General features: G+C 66.5%; 19 protein-coding genes. 12 read left to right on the forward strand and 7 right to left on the reverse strand.

Annotated features, from left to right (window positions below):
• The first annotated feature begins 12 nt into the window (after positions 1–12).
• The 7 genes from ABZ827_RS28920 (at position 13) to ABZ827_RS28950 (ending at position 8,773) form a co-directional block, all read left to right on the forward strand.
• Entirely contained in the window at positions 13–306 is a 294-nt protein-coding gene (locus tag ABZ827_RS28920) for a hypothetical protein (protein WP_357243376.1), read from the forward strand.
• Positions 307–883: 577 nt separating this feature from the next.
• Positions 884–2,509 carry a chaperonin GroEL gene (gene groL / locus ABZ827_RS28925; RefSeq protein ID WP_357243379.1) on the forward strand — a complete coding sequence of 542 codons (1,626 nt, stop codon included), beginning with the start codon at positions 884–886 and terminating at the stop codon, positions 2,507–2,509.
• A gap of 162 nt (positions 2,510–2,671) precedes the next feature.
• Complete coding sequence (locus ABZ827_RS28930; protein ID WP_357243382.1) at positions 2,672–3,139, forward strand: hypothetical protein; 468 nt, start codon at positions 2,672–2,674, stop codon at positions 3,137–3,139.
• A 181-nt stretch (positions 3,140–3,320) separates the two neighbouring features.
• Positions 3,321–3,494, forward strand: coding sequence for a hypothetical protein (locus tag ABZ827_RS28935; protein WP_357243385.1), 174 nt, complete (start codon positions 3,321–3,323; stop codon positions 3,492–3,494).
• Positions 3,495–3,702: 208 nt separating this feature from the next.
• A complete protein-coding gene (locus ABZ827_RS28940) occupies positions 3,703–5,598 on the forward strand; it encodes a VWA domain-containing protein (protein ID WP_357243508.1) in 1,896 nt (631 codons plus the stop codon).
• A gap of 88 nt (positions 5,599–5,686) precedes the next feature.
• On the forward strand, positions 5,687–6,562 hold the full coding sequence (locus tag ABZ827_RS28945) for a hypothetical protein (RefSeq protein ID WP_357243388.1): 876 nt from the start codon (positions 5,687–5,689) through the stop codon (positions 6,560–6,562).
• A gap of 138 nt (positions 6,563–6,700) precedes the next feature.
• A complete protein-coding gene (locus tag ABZ827_RS28950) occupies positions 6,701–8,773 on the forward strand; it encodes a prolyl oligopeptidase family serine peptidase (protein ID WP_357243391.1) in 2,073 nt (690 codons plus the stop codon).
• A 12-nt stretch (positions 8,774–8,785) separates the two neighbouring features.
• On the opposite strand, the gene ABZ827_RS28955 is transcribed toward ABZ827_RS28950, so the two are convergent.
• Together ABZ827_RS28955 and ABZ827_RS28960 are read right to left on the reverse strand one after the other, a co-directional pair.
• Entirely contained in the window at positions 8,786–9,646 is an 861-nt protein-coding gene (locus ABZ827_RS28955) for an alpha/beta fold hydrolase (RefSeq protein WP_357243394.1), read from the reverse strand.
• 47 nt (positions 9,647–9,693) lie between these two features.
• Positions 9,694–10,326, reverse strand: coding sequence for a TetR/AcrR family transcriptional regulator (locus ABZ827_RS28960; protein WP_357243397.1), 633 nt, complete (start codon positions 10,324–10,326; stop codon positions 9,694–9,696).
• A gap of 246 nt (positions 10,327–10,572) precedes the next feature.
• On the opposite strand from ABZ827_RS28960, the gene ABZ827_RS28965 reads away from it, so the two are divergent.
• Positions 10,573–11,259: a ZIP family metal transporter gene (locus tag ABZ827_RS28965; RefSeq protein WP_357243400.1), complete on the forward strand. Its 687-nt coding sequence runs from the start codon at positions 10,573–10,575 to the stop codon at positions 11,257–11,259.
• 99 nt (positions 11,260–11,358) lie between these two features.
• The gene (lpdA, locus tag ABZ827_RS28970; RefSeq protein ID WP_357243403.1) at positions 11,359–12,762 is read left to right on the forward strand and encodes a dihydrolipoyl dehydrogenase; all 1,404 of its coding nucleotides are present in this window, start codon (positions 11,359–11,361) and stop codon (positions 12,760–12,762) included.
• Positions 12,763–13,583: 821 nt separating this feature from the next.
• On the opposite strand, the gene ABZ827_RS28975 is transcribed toward lpdA, so the two are convergent.
• From ABZ827_RS28975 to ABZ827_RS28990, 4 genes are all read right to left on the reverse strand, one after another.
• Entirely contained in the window at positions 13,584–14,129 is a 546-nt protein-coding gene (locus ABZ827_RS28975; protein ID WP_357243406.1) for a carboxymuconolactone decarboxylase family protein, read from the reverse strand.
• A 113-nt stretch (positions 14,130–14,242) separates the two neighbouring features.
• On the reverse strand, positions 14,243–14,941 hold the full coding sequence (locus ABZ827_RS28980) for a polysaccharide deacetylase family protein (RefSeq protein WP_357243511.1): 699 nt from the start codon (positions 14,939–14,941) through the stop codon (positions 14,243–14,245).
• A gap of 114 nt (positions 14,942–15,055) precedes the next feature.
• Positions 15,056–15,457, reverse strand: a complete 402-nt coding sequence (locus ABZ827_RS28985) for a metalloregulator ArsR/SmtB family transcription factor (RefSeq protein WP_357243409.1) — start codon at positions 15,455–15,457, stop codon at positions 15,056–15,058.
• Positions 15,457–16,113, reverse strand: a complete 657-nt coding sequence (locus ABZ827_RS28990; RefSeq protein ID WP_357243412.1) for an SRPBCC family protein — start codon at positions 16,111–16,113, stop codon at positions 15,457–15,459. Before ABZ827_RS28990 ends, ABZ827_RS28985 begins: the two co-directional genes overlap by 1 nt.
• Positions 16,114–16,393: 280 nt before the next feature.
• Between ABZ827_RS28990 and ABZ827_RS28995 the strand changes: the two genes are divergently transcribed.
• Positions 16,394–17,662 carry a helix-turn-helix transcriptional regulator gene (locus ABZ827_RS28995; RefSeq protein ID WP_357243415.1) on the forward strand — a complete coding sequence of 423 codons (1,269 nt, stop codon included), beginning with the start codon at positions 16,394–16,396 and terminating at the stop codon, positions 17,660–17,662.
• Positions 17,663–17,680: 18 nt separating this feature from the next.
• Here ABZ827_RS28995 and ABZ827_RS29000 read toward each other — a convergent pair whose 3' ends face one another.
• On the reverse strand, positions 17,681–18,520 hold the full coding sequence (locus tag ABZ827_RS29000; protein ID WP_357243418.1) for a patatin-like phospholipase family protein: 840 nt from the start codon (positions 18,518–18,520) through the stop codon (positions 17,681–17,683).
• A 222-nt stretch (positions 18,521–18,742) separates the two neighbouring features.
• On the opposite strand from ABZ827_RS29000, the gene ABZ827_RS29005 reads away from it, so the two are divergent.
• On the forward strand, positions 18,743–19,612 hold the full coding sequence (locus tag ABZ827_RS29005; RefSeq protein ID WP_357243421.1) for a nuclease-related domain-containing protein: 870 nt from the start codon (positions 18,743–18,745) through the stop codon (positions 19,610–19,612).
• 172 nt (positions 19,613–19,784) lie between these two features.
• Positions 19,785–21,611: an acyl-CoA dehydrogenase gene (locus tag ABZ827_RS29010; RefSeq protein ID WP_357243425.1), complete on the forward strand. Its 1,827-nt coding sequence runs from the start codon at positions 19,785–19,787 to the stop codon at positions 21,609–21,611.
• The last annotated feature ends 2 nt before the right edge of the window (positions 21,612–21,613 follow it).

Genomic DNA, 21,613 nt, shown 5'->3' on the forward strand with positions numbered 1-21,613 from the left:
TAATCTATAGCAATGGCGGATGAAACGGACCCCGATCTGGTCGCTGGGGAGACCCGGGACGATCTGCTACACGCGCTGACCTATGTGTCCACCGAATCTCTGTCCGATGGGAGTTACGTGGTGAACGGGGACCTCCCACCGGAGGTGGCACCGCCGTTCATCCGGGCGATCATGCGGGTCGAGGCGGAGCTGCTACTGCACGACGCCGAATTCGTCACGGTGGACGAGGGGGAGCCCCGGACGCCGGAAGAGCGACGGGCGGACGCGTTCCTGGCCTTGGCTCTGAGGGTCACCGACAGCCTGTGAGTTGTGTTTTTTGCGCCGCCTCCGGAGATGCGGGTCCGTGAAGGTGACAAGGCGGGCAGTCCGCTGAGGTTCTGTGTTTTTGGCGCCGCCTCCGGCGTCGCGGGGTTCGGGGCCCCCTTGGTCTCGTTCTTCACTCCCGCCGGTCGGTCGCTGCGCTCCCTTCCTCTGGTCGCTCCAGAACGAGACGGGCCCCGAACCACCAAGGCCGACAGACCGCATGCGGGGAAACGGGGTGAAGAAGTATGCAGACACCATCACGGCTAGTGAACCCATGCCTCCTCGAGTCCCGCCCTCTTTGCTTCTCCTCTCGGTCTACCTTCGCGGCAGGGGCGGGCCCCGACCCCGCGCCGCCGGAGGCGGCGCCATAGACACTGCTTGCACTCGGCACCGGCGAGTGCTAAAAATGGCTTTGGCACTCTCGATCGGTGAGTGCCAGGTCGGGACGGTGAGATCGGGTTACAACGACACCCCTGGTCGTCCGTCGCGGGCACCGAGCCTGGCCACAGCGTAACTAAGGGTGGCCCGACAATGCGGTCATCCTGTGTGTCAGCCTCATTACTTGGAGGATCTCACCGCAATGGCCAAGACAATTGCGTACGACGAAGAGGCCCGTCGCGGCCTCGAGCGGGGTCTGAACGCCCTCGCCGACGCGGTCAAGGTGACGCTGGGGCCGAAGGGCCGCAACGTCGTGCTCGAGAAGAAGTGGGGCGCCCCCACGATCACCAACGATGGTGTGTCCATCGCCAAGGAGATCGAACTCGAGGACCCGTACGAGAAGATCGGCGCCGAGCTGGTCAAGGAAGTCGCCAAGAAGACCGACGATGTCGCGGGCGACGGCACCACCACCGCCACCGTGCTCGCCCAGGCGCTGGTGCGCGAGGGTCTGCGCAACGTCGCGGCCGGCGCGAACCCGCTGGGCCTGAAGCGCGGCATCGAGAAGGCCGTCGAGGCCGTCACCGCCAAGCTGCTCGACTCCGCCAAGGAGATCGACACCAAGGAGCAGATCGCCGCCACCGCCGGTATCTCCGCGGGCGACTCGTCCATCGGTGAGCTCATCGCCGAGGCCATGGACAAGGTCGGCAAAGAAGGCGTCATCACCGTCGAAGAGGCGCAGACCTTCGGTCTGTCGCTGGAACTCACCGAGGGTATGCGCTTCGACAAGGGCTACATCTCGGGTTACTTCGTCACCGACCCCGAGCGTCAGGAAGCGGTCCTCGAGGATCCGTACATCCTGCTGGTCGGCTCGAAGATCTCGACCGTCAAGGACCTGCTGCCGCTGCTGGAGAAGGTCATCCAGGCCGGTAAGCCGCTGCTGATCATCGCCGAGGACGTCGAGGGCGAAGCCCTGTCGACCCTGGTCGTGAACAAGATCCGTGGCACCTTCAAGTCCGTCGCCGTCAAGGCCCCGGGCTTCGGTGACCGCCGCAAGGCCCAGCTCGCCGATATCGCCATCCTCACCGGTGGCGAGGTCATCAGCGAAGAGGTCGGCCTCTCCCTGGAGACCGCCGGTATCGAGCTGCTCGGCCAGGCGCGCAAGGTCGTCGTCACCAAGGACGAGACCACCATCGTCGAGGGCGCGGGCGACGCGGATGCCATCCAGGGCCGCGTTGCGCAGATCCGCTCCGAGATCGAGAACTCGGATTCGGATTACGACCGTGAGAAGCTGCAGGAGCGCCTGGCCAAGCTGGCCGGCGGTGTTGCGGTGATCAAGGCCGGTGCCGCGACCGAGGTCGAGCTCAAGGAGCGTAAGCACCGCATCGAAGATGCTGTGCGCAACGCCAAGGCCGCCGTCGAAGAGGGCATCGTCGCCGGTGGTGGCGTGGCCCTGCTGCAGTCGGCTCCGGCTCTGGACGATCTGAAGCTCGAGGGTGACGAGGCGACCGGCGCGAATATCGTCCGTGTCGCGCTGTCGGCTCCGCTGAAGCAGATCGCCTTCAACGCCGGCCTCGAGCCCGGCGTGGTGGCGGAGAAGGTTTCCAACCTTCCGGCCGGCCAGGGCCTCAACGCCCAGTCCGGTGATTACGAGGACCTGCTCGGCGCCGGTGTCGCCGACCCGGTCAAGGTCACCCGCTCGGCCCTGCAGAACGCGGCCTCCATCGCGGCCCTGTTCCTGACCACCGAGGCCGTTGTCGCCGATAAGCCGGAGAAGGCGGGCGCCGCCCCGGCCGATCCGACCGGCGGCATGGGCGGCATGGACTTCTGAGTCCTGCCTCCCGGCAACTTTTTCAACCGAGGGCCGGTCCACCGCAAGGTGGGCCGGCCCTCGGCCTGTCTCCACGGTGCCCGCCGACGTTTCCTCCGGCGGACCGATGCGCAGTCCAGCAGGTTAACTGAACTACTTTCGAAGTCTTGCTAGGATGATGGCATGGCTACCCGGACCTTCGCTTTTTCGACTCTGATCAACAAGCAGACCAGTGTTTTCCCCGCCCTCGATGATTCGGATGTGATCCTCGAACGCCGCGATGCGGAGAATCTGGTGCTCATGCGCTCGGAACGATTCGATGCCCTGGTCCAGGGGCTCGGTCTGGCTGCTCGGTCGCTGGCAATCATTGCCAAGAGCAACCGATCTCTCGCCGAGGAAGTCTTCGCGGAAGAGCTACCGTGGCTGACTTGGCTACCTGCCGACGCTCGGCAAGAATGCGTCACCGAACTCCTGGACCAACTCCTGGCCGGGGCTGCCACGGGCCTGTTGCTGCCCTTCGCGCGCGCTTTCGGTGAATGGCAGTCGACCGCCGAGATCTACTCCGACCCGGAGCTGGCCGCACGTCTTCGTGGGCCGTTCGACACCGCCGATGCGCAGGAAGTCGAGCGTCCTGGCGGTGGAGATGCCTGACAAACTGGGGCGAGGTGACGAGGTCCGACGACCGACCGGATGGATGGTCCGACTCGTCGACCGGCAGGCGGCGGTCGGCTGGGCGACCCTCCGGTCCCAGGTTCCGGAAAACTTGGACCGAGCTTGGCTGGCTATCACCGGAGATCCGCGGTGTCGCGACGAACCCGCTCGACAGCACCCGTTGAAGTACGACTTGGCCAGAGTGAAAGTCGATGCTGCCGAACTCGAGCAATGGCAGTACGAGGTCACCGGCGGCGGCCGCATCTGGTACGCGATCGACGACGCAAGCCGGACCTTGTGGATCACTCAGGCCGGGCCGGGTCATCCGAAGCGAACGGACAAGCGGCGGCGCTGAGGTCGCATCTCCTACCTCCGGTGATCGGAGGTCAGTCACCCGAGGCCGGTTCCGGACAGCCGGTTGTCCGACACCTGCGTGCCGGTCGAGTCCTGCCTGTTCGGGCCCGGACTCTCTCGTATGGCGATACCGTCGGAGATTCCGTACTGTCCGTAGGTCACGTTGTGCCGGACGTGGCGTTTGCGGATGGAGGTCCGGCAGCGTGTCGATGGTGAAGAGGGCTTTGGTCGCGGCTGCCGTGGGGGTGATCGGCCTGGTGCCGGGCGCGATGCCCGCACTGGCTCAGCAAACACCGGAATCGAGCGGAACCGAGTACGCGCCGACCATGCTGGTGCTGGACGCATCCGGGTCGATGCTGGCCGCCGACCCCAGCGGCGGCAGCAAAATGGACGCCGCCAAGAACGCCGTCCGCAGCTTCGTCACCGCCGCACCCGACGCCGCGAAGGTCGGACTCACCGCCTACGGCACCGGCACCGGCAACACCGACGCCGAGAAAACCGCGGGCTGCCAGGACGTGAAAGTCCTGCACCCCGCCGGCACCATCGACAAACCCGCACTCACCACCGCGACCGACCGGATCGCGCCCCGCGGCTACACCCCGATCGGCACCTCGCTGCGCACCGCGGCCGCCGCACTGCCCCAGGAAGGCCCGCGCTCGATCGTGCTGGTCTCCGACGGCCTCGACACCTGCGCACCACCCGACCCCTGCGAGGTCGCCCGCGAACTCAGCGCCCAGGGCAACGAGATCGTCGTACACGCCATCGGCTTCGGCGTCGACGACCCCTCCCGCGCGCAGCTGACCTGCATCGCGCAAACCACCGGCGGCACCTACACCGACGCCGCCGACGGTAAAACCCTCGAACAGGTACTGCCCCGCGTCAGCGCCGCCGCCCTGCGCACCTACGCCGCGACCGGCACCCCGATCACCGGGACACCCGAGTACCGCGACGCACCGGTCGCCGCCCCCGGGCAGTACGTGGACGTGCTGGACCAGAAGAAGCAGCGGTACTACGCCGTGGATGTCCCCGAGGGTGCGACCGCGTATTTCAGTGGCACGGTGTCGTTTCCGCGGGTCTACGGCACCGATCGTTCGAACAACCAACTCGATCTGCACGTCTACGGGACCGACGGTCAGGACTGCTACGCCTACGAGTACGACGCGACCACCGGGTCGTCCGACGGGATGACCCTGACGGTCGGGGACGTATGGGCGGGCGCGACCGAACCGGAAACCGGCACAGAGAACACCGATAAGTGCAGAGGCGGGGGACGCTACTACTTCTCGCTGGAATGGGTCACCGTCGCGGCGGACGCCCCGGCACAGCTGCCCCTGGAAGTATCGGTCGGCCTGGAGTCCGGAGTCGCCGATCCAGGGGCTGAGGCCGAGCCCGCTCCAGTGGTATTCACCGAACCGAGCGGACCGCCGGCGCCGGTGGTGGGCGGCGGGTCGTTCAATGTCGCGGCCGATCTGCCGGGGTCCGGCCGATACTCGGATACGTTGCAGCGTGGCGAGTACGTCTTCTATCGGGTGAAGCTGGACTGGGGCCAGGGGCTGGCATACCGGGTGCGATTCGGTGAGAGCCCGCTACGCGGTGTCGACAATCTCTCGAATGTGTGGACGACGCTATACACGCCGTACCGGGTGAAATTCGACTCCGATTTCTCCTCCTACAACGGCACCGAGAACGTACTGCCCGCCGGTGACGCGGCGATGGCGACCGTCCCGATCCGCTATGCGAATCGGGAGAATACCGACGGTGATATCGCAAACCAGGCACTCGCGGGTTGGTACTACATCGCGGTCAAACTCAGCCCGACGCTCAACGGCGAGCGCACGGCGGGGCCGGTCCCGATCGAACTGGAAATCGATGTCACCGGTGACCCGGAGCCCGGGCCGCGCTACCGGGACAGCGCCGGAGACGACTCGGTGTTCGGCGAGGCCGGGAAATCACGCGACGTACCGGACGGGGCCGGGCAGACAGCTGGCGCGAGCGAGGCGGAAGGTATATCGCCGGTGATCTGGGTGGTGATCGCCGCCGGAGTCGTTCTCGTCGCCGGTGTGGTCGTGGCGGCGTGCCTGGGCGTTCGCCGGGCCGGACGCTGAGGAAGAAACGAATCACGATCTATCCTGTTGGCATATTCTGAGGGCGTACCCAGCTCGTCGACATCGGAGGATCGCACTGCGGGGTAGGGTGGTTCCCGAGCTGGTCGAAAGGCTCCTCGGGGTGACAAAGGGGATGGCCGGAGTTATCGAGGGCCCACTGAGAGATGGCAGCCACGGACTCCGCCGGGCCTCGGGGATCGGACAAACCGACGAAGAGATCGCACAGTCAGTGCGGGGAATCGATTCCCGGGAAATCGACCGCAACCGGATCAATTCCTATGATTATCGTGAGCTCTATCTCGAAGCTAAGCGTTTCGACGATAGCGATGCGGCGATGGCGGCGGATATCGAGCCCGGTCGAACCGTCTCCGAGGGAGATCCGGCGTTGGCGCGGATACTCAGCAGCCAAGGATTCGACGGCCCGCCCCTTCTCGTGGACGCCGCGGGTATGCGCAGGGCCATCGATTCTGGTTGGGAGGAAATGTTCCGCGGCGTGCACGGAGAACAGCGCGTAGCGGATTTCAAAATCGGCCCCCTCCGTACGGGCCGGGATGAGACAGGTAGGGGCAACGGTATTTGGGTTTGGGGGCGCGCACCCAGTTGGAGCGAATATGGTTCGCCTGAATTGCGGGAGACTTCGGCCGAGCTCCGGGATCTGGCCGAGGACTGTACGGGTCAGGGCCGCAATCCGCGCGGTGTGATCCGAATGGCGATGCATCCCGATGCCCTGGTGACCGATCTGGATTCCCTGGCCGCAAAACAACGTGCGGAACTGCGTTCGATCGACGTGGAGTTGGGTAAGGAACCCGAAGGCTCCGCAAGACGAACGGAGCTGGAAGCGCGCTCATATGTACTGCAGGATGTGGGACGGTTCGGTGCCGCTTCGGGCTACGACGGTTATTGGGTCAATGGCACGCCTGCCTGGGTATTTCTGAATCGCACCGTATTCGTAGTCGAGCGGTGAGTGCCGGACTGATCCGGCAGACAGCGGCGCCGGCGGATCGTTACTGCCCGCGTGGCAAATCGTAGTGTCCGTTGTCACACCGCGGATCACGGCGACCACGGTTCCGCACCGGCCGGTCGGCTGGGTGACAATGGTCGGATGAGTGGTGCACAGGACAGCGGAACCGACCCCTACCTCTGGCTCGAAGAGGTCACCGGCGAGCGGGCGCTGGATTTCGCCCGGGCGCACAACGAGGTGGTCGGGCAGCGTTTCGCCGCGGATGACCGGTTCGACGTGTTGCGGCGGCGGATCCTGGACATGCTCGATACCGATGCCAAGATCGCGTTTCCGGGCCGGCGCGGGAAATGGCTGTACAACTTCTGGCGCGACGCGCAGCATCCGCGGGGGCTGTGGCGGCGGACCACTTTCGCCGAGTACGAGAAACCCCGGCCCGAGTGGGATGTTCTCCTCGATCTCGACGCGGTCGCCGCGGCCGAGGACGAGAACTGGGTGTGGGGCGGCGCCGCGGTGTTGCGGCCGGAACAGTCCCGCGCGCTGATCAGCCTCTCCCGGGGTGGGGCGGATGCCAAGGTTGTGCGCGAATTCGATATCGAGGCAAGGGAATTCGTAGCGCCCGAGGCCGGCGGCTACTTCCTGCCCGAAGCGAAATCGCAGGTCAGCTGGATAGATATCGATTCGGTTTATGTCGGAACGGATTTCGGGCCCGGATCGCTGACCGATTCCGGATACCCGCGGATCGCGAAACGCTGGCGCCGTGGCACCGAGTTGGGTACTGCCGAAACGGTATTCGAGGGTTCGGCTACGGATATCGCGATCTCCGCCGGGTACGATCGCACGCCCGGATATGAGCGGCATTATATCGGCCAGGCCACCGATTTCTTCAACGAAGAGGTGTACCTGCTCGACTCCGACGGCTCCCGGGTCCATCTCGAGACACCGTCCGACGCCAGTGAATCGTGGTACAAGGACTGGCTGCTGGTCCGGCTGAAATCGCCGTGGGAGGTCGGTGGCCGGACCTATCCGGCAGGCTCCCTGATCGTAACGAATTTCGACCGGTTCCTTTCCGGAGAACGCGAATTCGAGGTCCTGTTCGAACCCGACGCGCACACCTCGCTGCACGGTTACGGCTGGACCGAGAACCATCTGCTGCTGACGACTCTGCGGGATGTGCAGACCAGACTGTATGTCCTCACGCCGGGATCCGAAGGCTGGCGTACCGAACCGCTCGCCGATGCCCCGGCCATGTCCACCACGAGCGTCATGAATCTCGACCCGCTCGACGGTGGAGACGATTTCATGCTGATGACCAGTGGTTTCACCACTCCGACGACCCTGCTGGCCGGTACGGTCGGGGCATCGGCGACCGAGCTGAAGCAGGAACCCGCCTTCTTCGACGCATCCGGTATCGAAACCGAGCAATTCTTCGCCCGCTCCGACGACGGAACCATGGTCCCGTACTTCGTCATCCGGCACCGGGACAACCGGGGCGGTCCGGCGCCCACGATCATGTCCGGCTACGGCGGGTTCGAGATCTCCCGGACCCCCGGGTACAACGGGGCATCCGGTATCGGCTGGCTCGAGCAGGGCGGCACCCATGTGATGACAAATATCCGTGGCGGCGGGGAGTACGGGCCCGAATGGCATACCTCGGTGCAGAAGAAGAATCGCTACAAGGTGTACGAGGATTTCTCTTCGATCGCACGCGATCTGGTGGATCGGGGGATCACCACGGCACCTCAGCTGGGCGCGGTGGGTGGCAGTAACGGCGGTCTGCTGATGGGCGTGATGCTCACCCGCTATCCGGAGTTGTTCGGGGCCATTGTCTGCCAGGTACCGCTGCTCGATATGCGCCGGTATCACCTGCTGCTGGCCGGGGCATCGTGGGTCGCGGAATACGGTGACCCCGAGGTACCCGAGGAGTGGGCGTATATCAGCCGTTACTCGCCCTATCAGAGGGCGATGGAAACCGGTGCCGGCGCGACGTATCCACCGATACTGCTCACCACCTCCACCCGGGACGATCGTGTGCATCCCGGGCATGCGCGGAAAATGGCGGCGCTGCTCGAGGAACAGGGGCACCGCGTCTGGTACCACGAGAACATCGAGGGCGGGCACGGCGGTGCCGCGGATAACAAGCAGTCGGCGTTCCAGGTGGCGTTGAACTACGAATTCTTCACCCAGATGCTCATCGAGGGTCGTACGTCGAAATAGGCGGATGCCCGGTCAGCGATCACGGAGCCATTTCTCGATCGTGTCGAGCACCGGGCCGGGATCGGGGATCCACCCGTTGTGGCCGAGCGGGCGCGGTTCGTGCCGGCTGGTCTTGTCCGCCGCGGGCAGTTTGTCCAATAGGTGGCGGGCCGATGCCGGTGGGGTCAGTTCGTCGCCGGTCATGGTGATCGACAGAATGGGCAGTTTCAGCCGGGAGATCCGCTCCTCGTAGTCGATATCCGCACCGGCCGGGGCGAACCGGCCGGTGCGGGCCAGTCGTGCCCAATCCGATATCAAGACCTTGGACTGGCGGCCGAACCCGTTGGGGCCGAGTTTGTCACCGGGCCAGACACCGGCCAGGTTGGCGGTGAGCGAGACCGCGGCGGTGCCGAGCAGCAGCCCGGTGCCCATGATTCCGCGGAAGCCGCGGTAATAGGGGGTACCGGAGGCGATCAGGATCAGCCCGCCGAGACGCCCCCGGACCCTGGCCGCGTAGAGCACCGAGAGATGCCCGCCCATACTGTGGCCCAGCAGGTACGGCGTGCTGTCCGGGAACCGGGTGCGTACCACCTCGAAAATCGCCGGGAAATCGACCGCGGCCAGTTCGTGGTACCCGTACGCGCTGGCCGTGCTCGGTTTCGGGGTGCTGTCGCCGTTACCGCGCAGTTCGCCCACCGCGACGTCGACCCCGCGCCGGGCGAGTTCCCGGGCGAAATACAGGTAGTACTCACCGGGTACGCCGAGTCCTGGGATGAGCACGATCACCGGCCGCGGCCGGTCGAGGGTGATCGGGTGCCGGTGCGGGCCGGTGGCCGGGAGCAGCCGGACCGGCACGGTGCTACCGTCCGGCATCTGGATGGCAACGGTTTCCACCGTGCCCACGCTAGCCCCGGAAATGTACCGGGGGAGCAGCCGACGCGTCAGGCCCGGATGGCGCCGATGATGATCCGGCTCAGCACCCGGACCACCTCGTCGAGCGGTTGCCGGGGTTCGGTCCCGCTCCACTCGTCGATCACGTAGTTCACCGCGCCGATGATCGCGAGCATGCGCAGGTCGTAATCGCCGGTCGGGATCTCGCCGTGCAGGGCCGCGTCCTCTGCCGCGCGGGCCAGGACGGCACTCCAGGAGCGGCGCGATTCCGTGCGCATCTTCTCCACCTTGGTGCCCGCGCCGACGACTTCGACCAGGACGACCCGGGCCCGCCGCATATCGGATCCGATGGAATGTACGTACGCGCGGATCGCCGCGTCGATGCGTTGTAGCGCGCTCGAATCGGCACTGTGGTCCAGCGATGCCAGCACCGCCGCCCGGGATTCCCGGTCGATGAGACCGAAGAGTTCCAGAAGTAAGGATTCGCGACCGGTGAACTCCTCGTAGAACTGGCGCGAGGACAACCCCGCATCCTTGCAAATGGCACCGACCGAACTATTGGCATACCCGTCGCGGGCAAAAACCGTCAGGCCGGATTCGAGAAAACGCGCGCGCCGCTCGCGTTGCCGATCTTCTACGGGCTGGCCGGCGTACCTGCGTCCCGAATTCGCTTCCTGTGACATCGCGCAGAACAATACCGAAAAGCCCGATCCCCTCGTCATCGATCGGGCCTTTCGTAGCGCACCGGTCGCATGCAGCGGGTTTGCCGAAAGTTGGCTGCTCGCAGTCACGGTCACCGGTAAAACTGTCAAATCGGACAGTGCCGGGACGCGGTGCGCTTTGTGTGATTTTAGAGGGAAATTATAGAATTATTTCGATACGCCACGCGAGGCCGAACCAATAACCGCGCAACACATAGTGTTCACCTTATGGGAACCGCACTGCTGTACGGGCTCGGCACGGCAATTCCATTGGTGATCGGCGCGGCCATCGGGTTACGCACCACATTGCCCAAACCATTGCTCGCCTCACTTATGGCTTTCGGCGCGGGCACCATGATCGCCGCGGTCTCGAACGAGTTGTTCGAACCGGCGTTCGTGCAGGCCGGAGCGTTCACCGCGGGCGTCGCACTGTTCCTCGGCGCCATCGTCTACGTGAGTGCCAACCATCTTCTCGAACGGCGGGTGGGAGCGTCCGCCGTCGGCTGGGCCCTCATGCTCGGCACTGTCCTGGACGGTGTCCCGGAGAACACCGCGCTCGGGGTTTCGCTGGGGTCGGCCGGTGGGCTGGTGCTGCTGGTGGCCATCGCGGTGGGCAACGTTCCGGAGGCGATCGGGGGATCCGCGCTGCTGCATCGACAGCGAAATGTCGCCACCGGCAGGGTGTTCCTCCTATGGGTGCTGACCGGGCTGGTGCTCGTCGCGGTGACCGTCGCCGGGCGCGTGCTGTCGGATCATCTCGGCGCGACCCCGATCAGCACCGTTCAGGCATTCGCGGGCGGCGCCACCATCGCCGTACTCGCCGACTCGCTCATGCCGGAGGCCTACCGCGAGGGCGGTTGGTGGGTCGGTATCGCGACCGCGGCAGGATTCCTGGTCGCTTTCCTGCTCCGCTGAAACCGGGGCCGTGGCCGGGACCGGACGCCGGTGATCCGGCTCACCAGCGAGGGCGGGTGGGGTGGGCCCCGCCACCCGGGGAGAGTTAGGCTCGACAACGTGACTTCCCACTACGATGTCGTCGTTCTCGGTGCTGGTCCCGGCGGTTACGTCGCCGCGATCCGCGCCGCTCAACTCGGCCTGCGAACAGCAATTGTCGAGCAGAAATACTGGGGTGGCGTATGCCTGAACGTGGGCTGCATCCCGTCCAAGGCGCTGCTGCGCAACGCGGAACTGGCCCATATCTTCACCAAGGAAGCGAAAACCTTCGGTATCACCGGGGAGGCGTCGTTCGATTTCGGCGCGGCCTTCGACCGGAGCCGTAAGGTCGCGGACGGCCGGGTCAAGGGCGTCCACTTCCTGATGAAGAAGAACAAGATCACCGAATACGACGGCACGGGGACCTTCACCGATGCCAACACGATCTCGGTGGGGCTCAGCAAAGGTGGCACGGAGTCGATCACCTTCGACAACGCCATCATCGCCACCGGCACCAACACCAAACTGCTGCCGGGCACCTCGCTGAGCGCGAATGTGGTCACCTACGAGGAACAGATCCTCACCCGCGATCTGCCCGGTTCGATCCTGATCGTCGGCGCCGGCGCCATCGGGATGGAGTTCGGCTACGTCCTGCGCAACTACGGCGTGGACGTGCGGATCGTGGAGTTCCTGGACCGCGCGCTGCCCAACGAGGACGCCGATGTCTCCAAGGAGATCACCAAGGCGTACAAGAAGCTGGGGATCACCATCAGCACCGGCGCGGCCGTGCAGTCGATCGACGACGACGGCGCCAAGGTCACCGTGGCGATCAAGGACAACAAGTCCGGTTCGGTCGAAACGGTCACCGTCGACAAGGTGCTGCAGGCTGTCGGCTTCGCCCCCCGGGTCGAGGGCTTCGGGCTGGAGAACACCGGGGTCGCGCTCACCGACCGCGGCGCGATCGCGATCGACGACAATATGCGCACCAACGTGCCGCATATCTACGCCATCGGTGATGTCACCGCGAAACTGCAGCTCGCGCACGTCGCGGAGGCTCAGGGCGTGGTCGCGGCCGAGACCATCGGCGGTGCGGAGACCCTGACCCTGGGCGACTACCGGATGATGCCGCGCGCCACCTTCTGTCAGCCGCAGGTAGCCAGCTTCGGCCTCACCGAACAGCAGGCACGCGACGAGGGCTACGACGTGAAGGTCGCGACTTTCCCGTTCACCGCCAACGGCAAGGCGCACGGCCTGGGCGATGCCACCGGTTTCGTCAAGCTGATCTCGGACAACAAGTACGGTGAGCTGATCGGCGGCCATCTGATCGGCCCGGATGTCTCCGAACTGCTGCCGGAGCTGACCCTTGCGCAGAAGTGGGACCTCACGGTCAACGAACTGGCCCGCAATGTGCACACGCACCCGACTCTGAGTGAGGCGTTGCAGGAGGCGATCCACGGCCTGGCCGGGCACATGATCAACTTCTGAGCTGTGTTTTTGGCGCCGCCTGCGGCGTCGCGGGTTCGGGGCCCCCCTTGGTCTCGTTCTTCACTCCCGGCGATCGGTCGCTGCGCTCCTTCGCTCTGGTCGCTCCAGAACGAGACGGGCCCCGAACCGCCAAGGTGGACCGGTCGCATGCGGGGAATCGGGGCAGGGGCGCATGCTGGCTGACGCGGGTTTGTGGGCACGGCTGACGGTCCGGGAAGGTGCTGTATTTTTGGCGCGCTGGCGCGCGCGGGTTCGGGGCCCCCTTGGTCTCGTTCTTCACTCCCGGCGCTCAGTCGCTGCGCTCCTTCGCTCTGGTCGCTCCAGAACGAGACGGGCCCCGAACCACCAAGGCGGACCGGTCGCATGCGGGGAATCGGGGCAGGGGCGCATGCTGGCTGACGCGAGTTGTGGGGCGGGGTTCGCAGACTGTGGTGTGCTTGTTGGCGCGCCTGTGGCGGCGCGGGTTTTGGGCCGTTGGTTGATGCCGTCGGGTCTCGAGGCTCGCGCCTGGGGCGTATGCGCTTCGAGGACTGACGGTATCGCCGGGTCGAAACCCTTTTAGGGTTCGGTGCCACCGCTGGGGTGCGTTCGATCGGGGGGTGGCGGCCCTGCGGGGCTTCGTTGAACTCGGCGTTGCCGCTGGGCGTTTCGAGTAGCGCGGGCGGCCGAGGCTTCAGCGGTGCCGCCGGATTCGGTGGAGCTGCTCGTTGCGGCCGGTACGGAGGGGCTCGGGTGAGGCAGCGCGTCGCCGATCGCCACCCGGCGTGCCGGTGGGGCGGACCGATCCGTGCGACGGCGGCTCGAGCTCCGCGTGCGAGCGCTCAGAACTCGTCGCGGCGGATGCGCAGGGTGTTGATGGTGGCGGCGAGGCCCTCGTACTGGTTGACCAGGAGCACGATTTCGATCAGCCGGCGATCGTCGTAGTAGGTGGCCAGATGTTCCCAGGCCGCGTCGTCGATATCGCGGGTCGCGACCAGTTGGTCGACCGCGGTGAGCAGGGCGCGGTGTTTGTCCGTCCACCCCTCGGCGGCTGCGCCTTCGCGGATCCGCTCCAGAATCTCCGGAGTCACCCCGGCTCGGCGGCCGAGGCGGATGTGATGGTCGGTTTCGTACTCACAATCGCGCAGGTGCGCGACGCGCAGGATCACCAGTTCGGAGTCGTGGCGCCGTAACTGTCCGGCCGGCATCAGCATTCCGGAGAAATGCAGCCAGCCGCGGAACAGCCGGCCGGCCCGCCCGAGGGTGCTGAACAGCTGCGCGTCCCGGGTGCCCGACGCCCGGGACAGCACCTGCCACGCCGCCCAGTTGAACGGACCCAGTTCGCGCAGGCGGCCGGGGGTTATCCGTGGTTGCGACGCCGAAGCCATCGATCTGCCCCTCTCGGGTGGAAGCCGTTTTCTTGCCGCGGGCTCGATCACAGTTTTGGCGACGCGCGGCGCTGCCCTGAACCTACCCGCCCGTGGGTACCGGTGCCGCCGGATCATGGCGGCCCGGCGCGACCGATCAGATCGGAGACCGTGACGAATCGGTAGCCGTCGGCCCGCAGTTTGTCGACGATCGGCCCTATCGCGGCCCGTGCGGCCGCGCCGCTGCCGAACATGGTGTGCAGCAGGATTATCGAACCGGGCCGGACCTGCTCGGTGGTGGCTTCCACGATTTCGGCGGCCGAACTGTTGCCGGTATCCGGTTCGACATCCCAGGTGACCGTCGTGCGGTCGTGATCGGACAGATAGTCGGGCAGGGTCCACAGTTTCTTGCAGTACGGCGGGCGGAAGGTGATCTCGCCCAGATAACCGGTCCGGCGGATCTCGGTATCGGTGCGTTCCACTTCATCGGCCACCGTCTCGGGGGAGACCAGCACCATCCGGCGGTGGTTGTAGGTGTGGTTGCCGATCTCGTGGCCGGCGGCGGCGATCGCCCGGCCCAGTTCGGGCCGCGCGGCCAGATCGTGTCCGTTGAGGTAGAAGGTCGCGGGGATATCGGCGGTGGAGAGGATGTCGAGTACTTCGCGGGCGTGGTCGGTGGGGCCGTCGTCGAGGGTCAGCGCGACTACCTTCTCGCTCGTCGCCACTCGATCCACCAGTCGACCGGCCAACTGGTAGGTGCGGGAGTTCATCAGGAAGTACCCGCCGGCCAGCACGACCAGCACCATCACCAGCCCACAGGCCGCACCGATCATCCACCGCCGCACAACAGCTGTATATCAGGTGGGGGTGTCTCGGACGTACCGGCTTCCGCGAGTAGCCGAGGAGGCGCCTGAGCCGCGCCGGGCACGTTCGGGGACTGGAGGAACTCAGGCTGTCCGGGTGTCGCGGGATGTTCCGTCCTGCTGTGGCTGCTGCCGGCGGCGCTCGCGTTTACCGCGCGCGACCTCGGTGGCGAGGGCGTCGAGCGGCTGGGTGAACTGCGCCATCGGGTCCAGTAGGGCGGCCAGCCACTCCTGGGCAGCGGCGATACCGTCCGGGTCGAGGGTGTACATCCGCTGAACCCCCACCGACCGAACACGCACCAGCCCGGCCGTGCGCAGCACCTCGAGGTGCTGGGAGACCGCGGGCTGGGAGATCGGCGTATGTGCCCGGACACCGGCGACGAGCGCTCCGGCCGATTGCTCGTCGTTCGCGGCCAGGCGCAGGATTTCGCGGCGGACCGGACTGGCGAGCGCCTCGAACACTTTTTCCGGAGTCGAACCGGGCATCAGGATTGTGGGCCCTCTTCCGGGACCGTCGTGTAGAACGCCACGGTGGTCTCCGCGGCCGGATTCGCGAACGCCGGATCGTCGCCGTCGGCGATCGAGGCAGCCGCCCAGCCCGCGGCCGCGGCACGGACGAAGGACAGACCGTCCGGGGTGGTCGGGAACTCCAGGGCCGCGGCCTGATCCACGCCCGCGCCGGTTTCCAGGTGCAGGCCCAAGCCCATGAGACCCAGATCCCAGCCCACGCCCACCGCGCCGGGGCCGAATTGTTTCCACATATCCGGGTCGACGGGCGCTTCGTGCACCAATTCCAAGGTGGTTCCCTCGGCGGCCGGATCGAGCCGGATTTCGAGCCAGGAGATCATCGGGCCCATTTCCCAAGTGACGGCGAACCGTTTGGGCGGTTCGCATTCTTCGACGACGCCACCCGCATTTCCTTCGAGTTGATACCTGCCGCCGACGCTCAGTTCCCCGCTGACCGGCAGGAACCAGCGCGGTATCCGGCCGGCGTCGGTGAGCGCATTCCAGAGATCGTCCGGATCGGTGGCGTAGGAGCGCCGGGCGACGGCGATCTTGGTCGGCATTCCCTGCCGCTCGCCCGTTCGGATCTCCCGGGAAACCAGTCCGGCGATGGCGACGGGATCGGTGAGCAAACCCATCTCTTCCTCCTTTGATAAGTTTCTTCTTATATTAGATGGCGGGGCGGTAGGACGCCAGCTCTCCCGGTCGCGCGACCCTCGACGCGTCAGGAACCTTCGTGACCAGGAGGCGCATCGCGGCTGCCGGACCGATACTCCGTGAGCGTGAGCGCTATCGGCGAACCGGTGATCCCGATCCGCGAAAACATGTACTGCCGACCTCTACGAACGGCCGGTTGTCGTCCTACTATCGGGCGAGGCCGGAGATACATCCGGTCGCGGCGAAAGGCGCATCGCACTGATGGCAGATGACGAATCCGGGGTCGGGCGGAAGATCGCTTACTACCGAGCCCGAAAAGGATTGTCCCAACGTGATTTCGCGCCACTGATAAAACGTTCCGAAGCCTGGGTGTCACAGGTGGAGCGCGGGGTCCGCCCGGTCAAGGCGCTCGATGTGCTCGAACGGATCGCGGAGGTTCTGGAAATACCCGTTGCGGAATTGGCGCCCACCGCGCCCACCGCGCAGGCCGAACCTGTCCCGGCGTATGTCCTCGCCCTGCGCCTGCTGCTGGCCCGCGATCATGCCCTCCGGGCGGCGGTGTCCGAGGTCCGGGAAGGGTTCGATCTGGACCTGCTCGCCGACCAGGTCGAATCCGCCTGGGCACTCACCCGGCAGGCGCGCTACGCCGATCTGCGCACGCTGCTGCAATCGCTCGTGCCCGACCTGGAAGCGGCGGCGGGCGCCGGCCTCACACGAGCCGATACTCTGCTGGCCGACACCTACCAGGTATGGGCGGTAGCGCTGGCCGAGTTGCGGCAGTTCGATGCCGCCTGGGCCGCCGCGGAACGCGCGATGGGCAAGGCGCAGCGCAGTGCGGACCCGATCCTCATGGCGGCCTGTGCGTTCCGGCGCACAATCATCTTCCAGCGGGCGCAGCACCTCGACCTGGCCCGGCAGACTGCGGATTCCGCCCGGGCGGCGCTGGAAACACTCCTGGATCAGTCGGCGCCACGGGCGCTGACGGTCTACGGCGGGCTGACTCTGCAGTCCGCGATCATCGCCGCCCGAATCGAGGATGCCGAGCGAGCCCGCGAGATGCTGACGCGGGCGCGCAAAGTGGCGAGCGCTCTCGGTGCGGACCGTGAGGAATACCGCATAGCATTCGGGCCGACCGCGGTCGATCTGCACGAGGTCGCCGCGGCGGTGGAACTGGGTGACGCCGGCACCGCGATACGGCTGGCCGGCCGGATCGACGGGAAGAACCTGCCGGATTTCGATCGCGTGCGGCTCGTCGTCGATACGGCCCGCGCCTGGACGCAGCGGCGCAATCCGGAGCGAGCGCTGTCACTGCTGCTCGAGGCCGAGGCGCTCGCACCTGAACAAGTGCGCCGGCACCTGTCGGTGCGCTCGGCGACCGCGGATCTGCTCAGCATGGATCAGCGCACGCCCGGTCTCGCGGAGTTCGCGCGGCGTATCGGGGTGGACGCACCGTTCGTCCCGTCGCCGGGTGGCCGCCCCGCCGCCCCGCGCGCGGTGCTGCGGGCCGCGCGCGGTCCGCGCACCATCTGAGATCCGGTGGGAAACCCGTCAGGCGGCAGGCCAGAACTCCTGCAGTTCCGCCGCGGCCGCGACCGCTTGGCGCAGACCGGATTCGTAGGCGGGTCCGAGTGCGGCCTCGGCGAACAGGTCGCCACCGAAGGCGGCGACGGCGGTTTCGTCCGGTCCGATCGAGACCTCTCGGGCGTCCAGGCTCCGGTCGGCGCGGGTGCGGGGATAGACGTGGGCGAGCGGTTCCAGGATCACCACCGAGTCATAGCCGGCGGCGAGGTCGGCATTGATGGTGGACCGCACGCCGCCGTCGATGTAGTGCCTGCCGCCGATCTCGATCGGCGGGAAGACCCCGGGGACCGAGGTGCTGGCGGCCAGCGCCTGAACGAGGGTGGCCGCGTCGTCGCGGGTCCAGGCGCGCAGCGCCCCCGACCCGATATCGATCGAGGTGATCAGCAGATCGTGCTCGGGCCAGTCGGCGAAACCCACCAGGGATCCGATCCGTTCGAGGTGCACTGCCTGGTCGCCGGTATCCGCGCCGAGTGCCAGTTCACCCACTCGCCGCAGGACCTGATCGCGGTCCTTGTCGACGGTGCGCAACAGTGAGGCGATTTCCAGGAGCGGCCCGTAATCGTGCGCCGGCGGCTCGGCGGGCGTCGGGCGGGGGGTCAGCAGGGTGGACAGGTCCGCGCGAGTGGCGATGGCGGTGCCCACCACCGCGCCGGCGGAGGTTCCGATGATTCGGTCGGCGCGTGCCAGGTCGATCCCCGCCGTCCGCAAGCCCTGGGTCAGACCGGCCAGCCAGGCGATCCCGACGGGTCCCCCGCCTCCCAGTACCAGTGCGATTGTCGGTTCTCGATGCGTTGCGGCGTCGGGCATGACAGCAGGTTAACCAACGCGGGGGCATCCCGCGCGGTTCGGCGGATCTGTCCGCAGCGCCGCGCCGGGGCCGCCGTGAACGCCGGGTTTCCGCTCGCTGATCGCTGATTCGCCTGAACCGCAGGTCATATCAGTGGTACGAAAGGGGCAGGCGGGTCATGATCGACACCGGGGGTCAGTGGTGGCAGAGGGCGTAACGGCACACAGCAGAGGTAGAGAACGATGCTGGTGAAAGTCGACGATCGGGCGGAGCTTTCCGCTGCCGAATCGGAGTTCGTGGAATGTCTGCGGCAGCTCCCGTCTACCGGGCTGGCCATCGTGGATCTGCGAATCGGCACCCGGCGGGGTACCAGGCAGGTCGGTGCGGTCATCTGGACTCCGCAGGGCATCCTCGTGGTCGAGGTGATCGGGTTCCGAACGAAACAGAGCGGGATGCTGACGGTATCCACCGAGCGGCCGTGGCGGGTGGGCGAGGCGACCGCCGATCTGGACGTCGGATTGGGTGGCGATCCGGTGAACCGGGTGGAGAGTGCGGTGCGGGAGGTGCAGGTGGCGTTCGAACGCGCCACCTACGATCCCGGTCAGCTGTGCGGTGCGGTGGTTCTGGTGCCGATGCGGGGCGCGGTGGTGCGACCGGCCCGGGAGACCTTGCGGCCGGGACTCGACGTGGTGGTGGGAAATGCCGCGGATCCCACCGAGCTACGGATCTTTCTGGAGAATTTCGCCCCCGGTCCCCCGCGCTGGACGCTGGGCCGGGTCTGCGCGGCCACCCGGGCACTCACCGGCTGGGCGCCGGAGCGTGGTGAACTGATCACCGCGGGCTTCGAGGACAAGCTGCCGGAACCGGCGAAAAGCCCGCGGCGACGGATACCTCTGCGGCGCCCGGACTCGCGGCGGGTCCACGATGTGATCGGCTGGTCCGTCCTGACGGTCGCGGTGGTGGGTGTGCTGGTCGTGCTGGTCGCGATCATCGGATCCCTGCTCGCCGATGGGCCCGCCGCCGAGCCGGCGGCGCCCAGTAGCAGTACCCAACCGGCAGCGCCGCCGCCGGCCGGTCCGTCGGAGTGCTGGCCGCTGCAGCCGGACTGCTGACCAGGGGCGTCGCTTGCTCGTCCCGTGGGCTGGTCGGGCCCAGCGATACGGCGGCCGAGGCTACGGTTGCGTACCCGTGTGCGGGTCCGGCATCCTGCTGTTCGTACGATGTCCAAAAGCCTGTCACCACGCGGTCTGCCCGGCCGCCAGGGAACCGACCAGGAGGACGACCGTGGGTCACTACCAGGCGAATCTGCGCGATATCGAATTCAACCTGTTCGAAGTGTTCGAACTCGGCAAGATTCTCGATACCGGCGCATACGGCGATCTCGATACCGATACCGCACGCGAGATCCTGGCCGAAGTGAAACGGCTGGCCGAGGGGCCGGTCGCGGAATCCTTCGCCGCCGCCGACCGGGAACCGGTGGAATTCCGGCCGGAATCGCATTCGATCAGCGTCGGCGAACCGCTCACCAAAACCATTCTGGCCATCCGCGAAGCGGGCTGGAACCGGCTCGGCAAACCCGAGGAAATGGGCGGTATGCCCGCTCCCGCGGCGCTGACCTGGGCGGTCAGCGAGATGATCACCTGTGCCAATCCGGCGGCCATCTTCTTCGATATGGGCGCCGTGATGGCGCAGGTGCTGTACGGAATCGGGAACGAGCAGCAGAAGCATTGGGCCGCGGCGGGTTTCGAAAGACACTGGCAGGGCACCATGGTGCTCACCGAACCCGACGCCGGATCGGATGTCGGCGCGGGCCGCGCCAAGGCGACCGAACAGGCCGACGGTACCTGGCATATCGAGGGTGTGAAGCGGTTCATCTCCGGCGCGGATGTCGGTGATACCGCGGAGAATGTCTTCCACCTCGTGCTGGCCCGGCCCGAGGGCGCCGGTCCCGGTACCAAGGGACTGTCGCTGTTCTATGTGCCGAAATACCTGTTCGACCCGCAGACGCTGGAATTGGGTGAGCGTAACGGTGTGTACGTCACCAATGTGGAACACAAGATGGGCCTGAAATCCTCGCCGACCTGTGAGCTCACCTTCGGCGGCGACAATCCGGCCGTCGGCTGGCTGGTCGGTGATACCCACAACGGGATCGCCCAGATGTTCAAGGTGATCGAGAACGCGCGCATGATGGTGGGCGTCAAATCGAGCGGCACCTTGTCCACCGGCTATCTGAATGCGCTGGAGTATGCCAAACAGCGTGTCCAGGGCGCCGATCTGACCCAGATGTCGGATAAGGCCGCACCGCGGGTCGCCATCACCAACCACCCGGACGTACGTCGTAGTCTGGCCACCCAGAAGGCGTACGCCGAGGGGCTGCGCGCGGTCTACCTGTACACCGCTGTGCATCAGAATGCCGATGTCGCGGAACTGGTTTCGGGGGTGGATGCCGAAACCGCGCATCGGGTGGACGATTTCCTCCTGCCCATCGTCAAAGGTGTGGGCTCCGAGCGCGCCTACCAGTACCTGACCGAATCGCTGCAGACCCTGGGCGGCTCCGGATATCTGCAGGACTACCCGATCGAGCAGTACATCCGCGACGCCAAGATCGACTCGCTGTACGAGGGCACCACCGCCATCCAGGCGCAGGACTTCTTCTTCCGCAAGATCATCCGGGACAAGGGGGCCGCGGCGGGCCATATCTTCGCCGAGATCACCGCGTTCCTGGACACGCCCACGGGGCGCCTGGAAACCGAACGCGCGCTGCTGCGTACCGCACTGTCCGATGTACAGGCCATGGCCGGCGCCCTCAGCGGCTACGCGATGGCGGCCCAGTCCGAACCCTCGGAACTGTACAAAGTGGGTCTCGGATCGGTGCGCTTCCTGCTGGCGGTCGGCGATCTGCTCATCGGCTGGCTGCTGCTGCGGCAGGCGGAGGTGGCCGCCGCGGCACTGGCCGCCGACGCCGCAGACCGCGACCGGCCGTTCTATACGGGCAAGGTCGGAGTGGCGAGCTTCTTCGCGAAGAACGTCCTGCCGACGCTCAGCGCCACCCGGGAGATCGTGGCCGCGATCGATACCGACATCATGAACCTGCCGGAAGAGGCGTTCTGAGC

Origin of the sequence: Nocardia sp. NPDC019395 (assembly GCF_040632335.1) — a bacterium.
GTDB lineage: Bacteria > Actinomycetota > Actinomycetes > Mycobacteriales > Mycobacteriaceae > Nocardia.